Source organism: Candidatus Magnetaquiglobus chichijimensis (assembly GCF_045865675.1).
Classification (GTDB): domain Bacteria; phylum Pseudomonadota; class Magnetococcia; order Magnetococcales; family Magnetaquicoccaceae; genus Magnetaquiglobus; species Magnetaquiglobus chichijimensis.
Genome location: NZ_BAAFGK010000004.1, coordinates 154,518 through 161,839, shown reverse-complemented (window position 1 = coordinate 161,839; position 7,322 = coordinate 154,518). Strand labels below are relative to the sequence as shown.

The window sequence follows — 7,322 nt, the reverse complement described above, 5'->3', positions numbered from 1 at the left end:
CCCGCTCATTCAAGACACGTCGTCGTCCGCCGAGCCTCTTCCCCACGGACAATTCAACAGACAACCAGACCCCGCACGCCCGATCAACGCGTCGGAGCGGCACCCCCCTCCACCGCCGGGTTGCGACGCAGGACGCCGGCCTCGGTCAATTTATCCACCACCTGCTTGCTCATTCCGAACGAACGCAAAAAACCGTCCAACGGCATGATCAGGCGCGAACGGGTCTCCATCTTCGAATTGTTGGCATCGGATTGGGACGGATCGAGTGTGGCCAACTCGATGCGCACGATATTGCCGGTGACGACAATATTGCCGAAAGTATCACAATAGATCTCGGAAATACTCATACGATAAGCTCCACACTGGAATCGATAACCAGATTGCCAAGAAGAGAAAAAATCTCCTCAAGACAATCCACGGGACTTTTGAGCAACGTTCCACGGCATTTGAAAGACGACATCGTGAACAAACAAAAGACCAACCGGATCAAGGGAGGGACGACTGTGACAAACCCACCACCAGCCAATGGATGGGATGAATTATCCTGTAGATTTCTGAAAATTGCAAGCAGATTAAATAAGTACAATATTCTTGCAAAGCAGGAAGTTAATGATCAAAAGAATAAACGATCGTCTGTTAATATCGAGTTATTTACAAAAAGACCATCATCAAGGATGAAATAATCTCAATGGATTACAAAGAATGAGTTGAATCAAAATGCTCCGGAAATTCCTGCGCATAGAGCAAAAGATAGGCACACAACTCCCGATCCACCTCGGCGATGTGATGCTCCAGCCAGGTCAGCAGAAATGAAGCCACTTCCCGGGCAATGGCCCGCTCGGCCTGGGCCGAATCGGCGTTGGCGAACCGCTCCCGAAACAATCCGACCTGTTTGAAAAGCGAGCGATGCTCGTGCAGATGATCCTCCATGCCCGGAAAACCGGTGGAGCGCATGAAAATCTCCTCGTGTTTGAAATGGGTCGCGGTGTAGCCGTTCAAACACAAAAACACCGTGGCCAAATCATACCCATCCTCCCCCTGATCCAACGAACGCAACAACTCATGATAGATGGCGAAAATCAGTTCGTGCTGGGTATCGATCGACGAACAGCCCAGACGGTATTGCGCGGGCATGAAACTGAGTCGGTTTTCCATCAAGCGCGCCTCGACAAAATAAAAAGGTTGGGCCCCGACCGTGCTCTTCGATGATGGGCGTTCCACGAAACAAAAGGGCCATGAACCCATAGAATACGGATTCATGGCCCGAATTGCAATCATTCAGATCCATGCCTAGCCTTTCTTTCCGGGCCACGACAGCCCGGATAGCGGCCAGATTCGATCTCAAACCATCCCTTAACCGATGATGGCGTTCAGGGTGGCGCTCGGACGTTGCGCCTTGGCCACCTTGACCGGATCGGTATGGTAATACCCACCCACGTCGATGGGAGATCCCACTCCGATCTTCAACTCCTCGGAGATCGTGGCGTCATTCTGCTCGAGCGCGGCGGCGATCGGAGCGAAGTGAGCCTTCAACTCGGCATCTTCGTCCTGATCGGCCAGGGCACGGGCCCAGTGCTTGGCGATGTAGTAGTGGCTGGCCTTGTTGTCCACCTCACCCACGGCACGACCGGGCGACATGTTGTTGTCGAGCAGACTGCCAATGGCATGATCCAGGGTCTTGGCCAGAACCAAGGACTTGGAGTTGCCACGGGTGTGTCCCAGATGCTCGAGCGAAGCCCCGAACGCGGAAAATTCGCCCAGCGAATCCCAACGCAGATGTCCCTCTTCCAGAAACTGCTGCACATGCTTGGGAGCCGAACCGCCGGCACCGGTCTCGAACAGCCCCCCCCCCTGCATCAACGGGACGATGGAGAGCATCTTGGCGCTGGTGCCCAGTTCCAGAATCGGGAACAGATCGGTCAGATAATCACGCAACACGTTGCCGGTCACGGAAATGGTGTTCTCACCATCCTTCATGCGCTGCAAGGAGAAGATGGCCGCATCCACCGGCGGCAGGATGCGCAGATCCAACCCGGTGGTGTCGTGATCCTTGAGATAGACCTCGGCCTTGGCGATCAACTGGGCATCGTGGGGACGGGCCGCGTCAAGCCAGAACACCGCCGGCCAGCCGGAAAGACGGGCACGGGTCACCGCCAGCTTCACCCAGTCGCGAATCGCGGCGTCCGTGGCCTGACACATGCGCCAGATGTCCCCGGCCTGCACCGCATGCTCCATCAACACGGTTCCCGCCGCGTCGATCACCTTCATCACGCCATCGGCGGGAGCCTTGAAGGTGGTGTTGTGGGATCCGTACTCCTCGGCCTTCTGGGCCATCAGGCCGACGTTCGGCACGCTGCCCATGGTGGACGGATTGAAGGCGCCATGCTTCTTGCAGAAGTTGATCGTGGCGTCGTACACCCCGGCGTAACAACGATCCGGAATCACCGCCTTGGTGTCATTGGCCTTGCCATCCGGCCCCCAACCCTTGCCGCCGTTGCGGATCATGGCGGGCATGGAGGCATCGACGATGATGTCGCTGGGAACGTGCAGGTTGGTGATGCCGCGATCCGAATCGACCATGTAAAGAGCCGGTCCGTTGGCGAAACAGGCCTGGATGTCCGCCTCGATCGCCTGACGCTCGGCATCCGGCAGGGTGGCGATCTTGGCGAGCAGGTCGCCGAAGCCGTTGTTGGGATCCACGCCGAGCTTGGCGATCAACGCCGCGTGCCTGGTGAACACCTCCTCGAAGAAGACCGTCACCGCGTGACCGAAGATGATCGGATCCGACACCTTCATCATCGTGGCCTTCATGTGCAACGAAAAGAGCACACCCTGTTGTTTGGCCTCCGCGATCTGCTCCTTGAGGAACGCGCGCAACGCCTGGACGCTCATGAAGGTGCCGTCGATCACGTCATCGGTCTTGAGGGGAACCTTATCCTTCATCACCGTCACCGAGCCGTCGGCGCCGACGAACTCGATGCGGGCGTTCCCCGCCGAAGCGGCGGAGACGGTCAGGGACTTCTCGTTGCCAAAAAAATCACCGCCTGTCATGGAGGCGACATGGGTCTTGGAGTCCGGGCTCCAGGCCCCCATCTTGTGGGGATTTTTCTGGGCATAGGCCTTGACCGAAAGCGGGGCGCGACGGTCGGAGTTGCCCTCGCGCAGCACCGGGTTGACGGCGCTCCCCTTGATCTTGTCGTAACGGACCTTGGCCTCGCGCTCCGCGTCGCTCTGGGGATCCTCGGGATAGTCCGGAATGGCGTAACCCTGGGATTGCAACTCCTTGATGGCCGCCTTGAGCTGCGGCACCGAGGCGCTGACGTTCGGGAGCTTGATGACGTTGGCTTCCGGGGTCTTGACCAGTTCACCCAATTCGGCCAGATCATCGGGTTGTCTTTGGGCTTCGGTGAGATTTTCCGGGAAACTGGCGATGATGCGTCCGGCCAGGGAGATATCCTTGGTGCCGATGGTGATGCCGGCGGCGCGGGTGAAGCTCTGGAGAATCGGCAGGAACGAGCCGCTGGCCAATTCCGGCGCTTCATCGACCTTGGTGTAAATGATATCCGGTTGTGACATCGATTGTAGCTCCTTGACTCTGTGAATCTGCTGTAACGATGGGATCGACCAGAAAATGGACTTGAATCCGCGTGAGGGCGACGACCCCGAAACGGAGTGCATCTCCTGCCGCTTGGAACCACCGGAGGGCGACTCCGGAGGGAATCTCGGATGGCGCCGGTATACTCTGGATCTCCATCTCCAAAAAACCGCGCGCCGCTTGGGAAGGAAGGTTTTTCATGCCAGGGAGGAGCCCCCTCTCTCCCAGCCGACGCAAACTCGAAAAGTCCGCGTCGGATTCAACCAGAACAGGGTTGGCCCCCATCGATTGCCGTAACCTCCCGTCAGGGAAAGATCCACGGTCCGGGGGGCTTCCCCCATCATGCACGGCCCCTGGAACCTCCGCGAGGAGATTCCAGGGGGGATTCACGACAATTAGACGATCAGGGCCACGATCAGCAAAGCCACGATGTTGGTGATCTTGATCATCGGGTTGACCGCCGGACCGGCGGTATCCTTGTAGGGGTCGCCCACCGTGTCACCGGTGACCGACGCCTTGTGGGCGTCGGAACCCTTGCCACCGAAGTTGCCCATCTCGATGTACTTCTTGGCGTTGTCCCAGGCGCCACCACCGGTGGTCATGGAGATGGCCACGAAGATACCGGTGATGATGGTACCCATGAGCACGCCGCCCAGGGCCTGCGGCCCGAGCAGGAAGCCGACCAGCACCGGCACGAGAACCGGCAGGAGCGACGGGACGATCATCTCGGCGATCGCCGCCTTGGTCAGCATGTCCACGGCCTTGGAGTAGTCCGGCTTGCCGGTCCCTTCCATGATGCCCGGAATTTCGCGGAACTGACGACGCACTTCGATCACGACGGCGCCCGCCGCGCGACCCACGGCCTCCATGCCCATGGCGGCGAAGAGATACGGCATCATGCCACCGAGGAACAGACCGACGATGACCATGTGATCCGACAGGTTGAAGGTGATCCCCTGCACGACCTTGTCGAGTTCGTGGGTGTAGTCGGCGAAGAGCACCAGGGCGGCCAGACCAGCGGAACCGATGGCATACCCCTTGGTGACGGCCTTGGTGGTGTTGCCGACCGCATCCAACGGATCGGTGATATCACGGATCTCGGAGGGCAGTTCGGCCATCTCGGCGATGCCGCCGGCGTTGTCGGTGATCGGGCCATAGGCGTCGAGGGCAACGATGATGCCGCTCATGGAGAGCATGGAGGTGGCGGCCACGGCGATGCCGTAAAGACCGGCCAGGTCATGGGCGGCGACGATGCTGACACACACCGCGAGCACCGGGGCGGCGGTCGCCTTCATGGAGACGCCCAGACCGGCGATGACGTTGGTGCCGTGGCCGGTCTCGGAGGCCTTGGCGATGTCGCGCACCGGTTGGAACTCGGTGGCGGTGTAATATTCGGTGATCATCACCATGGCGGCGGTCAGGGCCAAGCCGATCATGGCCGCGCCGTAGAGCGCGCCGACGCTGTACATGCCGTTCTTGCCCATGATCCACATGGTGATCGGCAGGAAGGTGACCGCGGCGATGATGCCGGAGACGATCAGACCACGATAGAGCGCGGTCATGATCTTCTTGCCCGGAAGATATTTGACGAAATAGACACCCACGATGGAGGCGATGATCGAGACGCCGCCCAGAACCAGCGGATAGAGCACGGCATTGCCGAACTTCGGCATGACCAGGGCGCCCAGCAGCATGGTGGCCACCACGGTCACGACATAGGTCTCGAACAGGTCGGCGGCCATTCCGGCGCAGTCGCCCACGTTGTCGCCCACGTTGTCGGCGATCACCGCCGGGTTGCGCGGGTCATCCTCGGGGATGCCGGCTTCCACCTTGCCCACCAGGTCCGCGCCCACATCCGCGCCCTTGGTGAAGATGCCGCCACCCAGACGGGCGAAGATGGAGATCAGCGAGCCACCGAAGGCCACGCCCACCAACGGCTTGAGAACCATCGCCATGGTGGTTCCGCCGGCGAGCTTCAACAGCAGCCAGAAGAAGATCGCGACACCCAACAGACCCAGACCCACCACCAGCATGCCGGTGATGGCGCCACCGCGGAAAGCCACCTGCAGGGCGGCATCCAGACCGTTCTTGGCCGCCTCGGCGGTGCGCACGTTGGCCTTGACCGAAATGCCCATGCCGATGAAGCCGGACAGACCGGAAAGCACCGCGCCCACCACAAAACCAAGCGCCGTGGCGACATCCAGGAACATGGCCATCAACATGAACAGCACGCCGCCCACATAACCGATCGTGGTGTACTGACGCTTCATGTAGGCACGCGCACCCTCCTCCACGGCTCCGGCGATCTCACGCATCCGGTCCGTTCCGGTGGGCAGGGCCAAAATCCATTCACGGGTCTTCCACCCGTATGCTACTGCGCCTATTCCGCACAGTATCGAAAAGAACAACGCCCCCATCGATATTTCCATAGCCTCAAACCCCTTATCCGAAAAATGAGTTTTCATTCCCGCTCGCGCGGGTTGTGTTACGTGTCAGAAAGAAGGGTTCCAACCCCTCTCGCCCCACCTTTCCATCCCGCGGGGGAGATGCACGGTGGGTTCGCGCGCCGTTGGCCGGATTCGGTCCAACCGCACGCGCGACTTGGCTCTGTCAGCCGATGATGGCGCACAGGGCATCGAACACGACGTTCATATCCTGCATGCCGTCCACGACCTTGATCTCTCCCTTGCCGCGATAGAAATTCAGCACCGGCGCGGTCTGGGCATGATAGACGGTCAGACGGTTGCGCACCGTCTCCTCGGTGTCGTCCGCGCGGGTGACCAGGGCGCCGCCGCACTTGTCGCAAACGTTTTCGACCGCCGGAGCCTTGTGCTCGATGTGATACCCCTCGCCGCACTTGCCGCAGGTGCGGCGTCCGGTGATGCGGGAGACCAGCGCCTCGTCGGCGGCGGTGATGTCGATCACCTGATCGATCTTCAGCCCCCGCTCGGTCAACATGGTGTCCAGCGCCTCGGCCTGGCCGACGGTGCGCGGAAACCCGTCCAGAATGAAACCGTTGGCGCAATCCGCCTCGCCGATGCGATCCCCGATGATGCCGACCACGATCGCGTCGGTCACCAGACCGCCGCTCTCCATGGCCGCCTTGGCCTGAAGACCGACCGGGGTGCCGGCCTTGACCGCCGCGCGCAGCATGTCACCGGTGGACAGTTGCGGAATGCCATACTTTTCCGCGATGCGCCGCGCCTGAGTGCCCTTGCCGGCACCAGGAGGGCCCATGAAGATCAGATTCATGCGAAACTCCTTTGGATACAATGAACAATACGTGGCTGAAACGAGTCGAACAAACGACGATAAACGATATTGATTTCAATCAATTGTAAAATCAACAAATTGTTTCGATACTAAACCATCCTGGCGTGGTTGTCATACCCTAAAATGATTTTTTCGCCAATTTTTCCACCAGCCCGACGCGTCATCTCACGAATGCTCGCGGGCATGCGCACCCAGACGCGCCATCAAGCTCCGGTCGATCCGCTCGGGTATCGGCTTGATGCCGCCCATCCAATCCAGCAGATCCGCATCCGACTCCTCGAGCAACTCCAGAAACCCGGCACAAGCCCGGTCATCCAGTCCGGCGAGTTCACGCTCCAGAAAGCGCTCCAGAATGCGCTCCATCTCGGCCATCGACCGCCGCCCGGCCAGAAAGACCAGCCGCCGCCGTGCCGCAACGAGATTCACATCGCCATCCATGCCCATCGGATCCCTT

The 7,322-nt window shown here is 59.9% G+C and carries 6 protein-coding genes; all 6 read right to left on the bottom strand.

What is annotated here, in order from left to right; genetic code table 11:
- Positions 1 to 83: 83 nt before the first annotated feature.
- On the bottom strand, positions 84 to 347 hold the full coding sequence (locus ACOY6C_RS05200; protein WP_420904433.1) for a hypothetical protein: 264 nt from the start codon (positions 345 to 347) through the stop codon (positions 84 to 86).
- Positions 348 to 693: 346 nt separating this feature from the next.
- Entirely contained in the window at positions 694 to 1,155 is a 462-nt protein-coding gene (locus ACOY6C_RS05195; RefSeq protein WP_420904432.1) for a bacteriohemerythrin, read from the bottom strand.
- Positions 1,156 to 1,353: 198 nt separating this feature from the next.
- Positions 1,354 to 3,576, bottom strand: coding sequence for an NADP-dependent isocitrate dehydrogenase (locus tag ACOY6C_RS05190; RefSeq protein WP_420904431.1), 2,223 nt, complete (start codon positions 3,574 to 3,576; stop codon positions 1,354 to 1,356).
- 414 nt (positions 3,577 to 3,990) lie between these two features.
- Positions 3,991 to 6,012: a sodium-translocating pyrophosphatase gene (locus tag ACOY6C_RS05185; RefSeq protein ID WP_420906084.1), complete on the bottom strand. Its 2,022-nt coding sequence runs from the start codon at positions 6,010 to 6,012 to the stop codon at positions 3,991 to 3,993.
- Between the two features lie 193 nt (positions 6,013 to 6,205).
- Positions 6,206 to 6,847, bottom strand: coding sequence for an adenylate kinase (locus tag ACOY6C_RS05180; protein WP_420904430.1), 642 nt, complete (start codon positions 6,845 to 6,847; stop codon positions 6,206 to 6,208).
- A 186-nt stretch (positions 6,848 to 7,033) separates the two neighbouring features.
- On the bottom strand, positions 7,034 to 7,306 hold the full coding sequence (locus ACOY6C_RS05175; protein WP_420904429.1) for a succinate dehydrogenase assembly factor 2: 273 nt from the start codon (positions 7,304 to 7,306) through the stop codon (positions 7,034 to 7,036).
- Between the last annotated feature and the right edge of the window lie 16 nt (positions 7,307 to 7,322).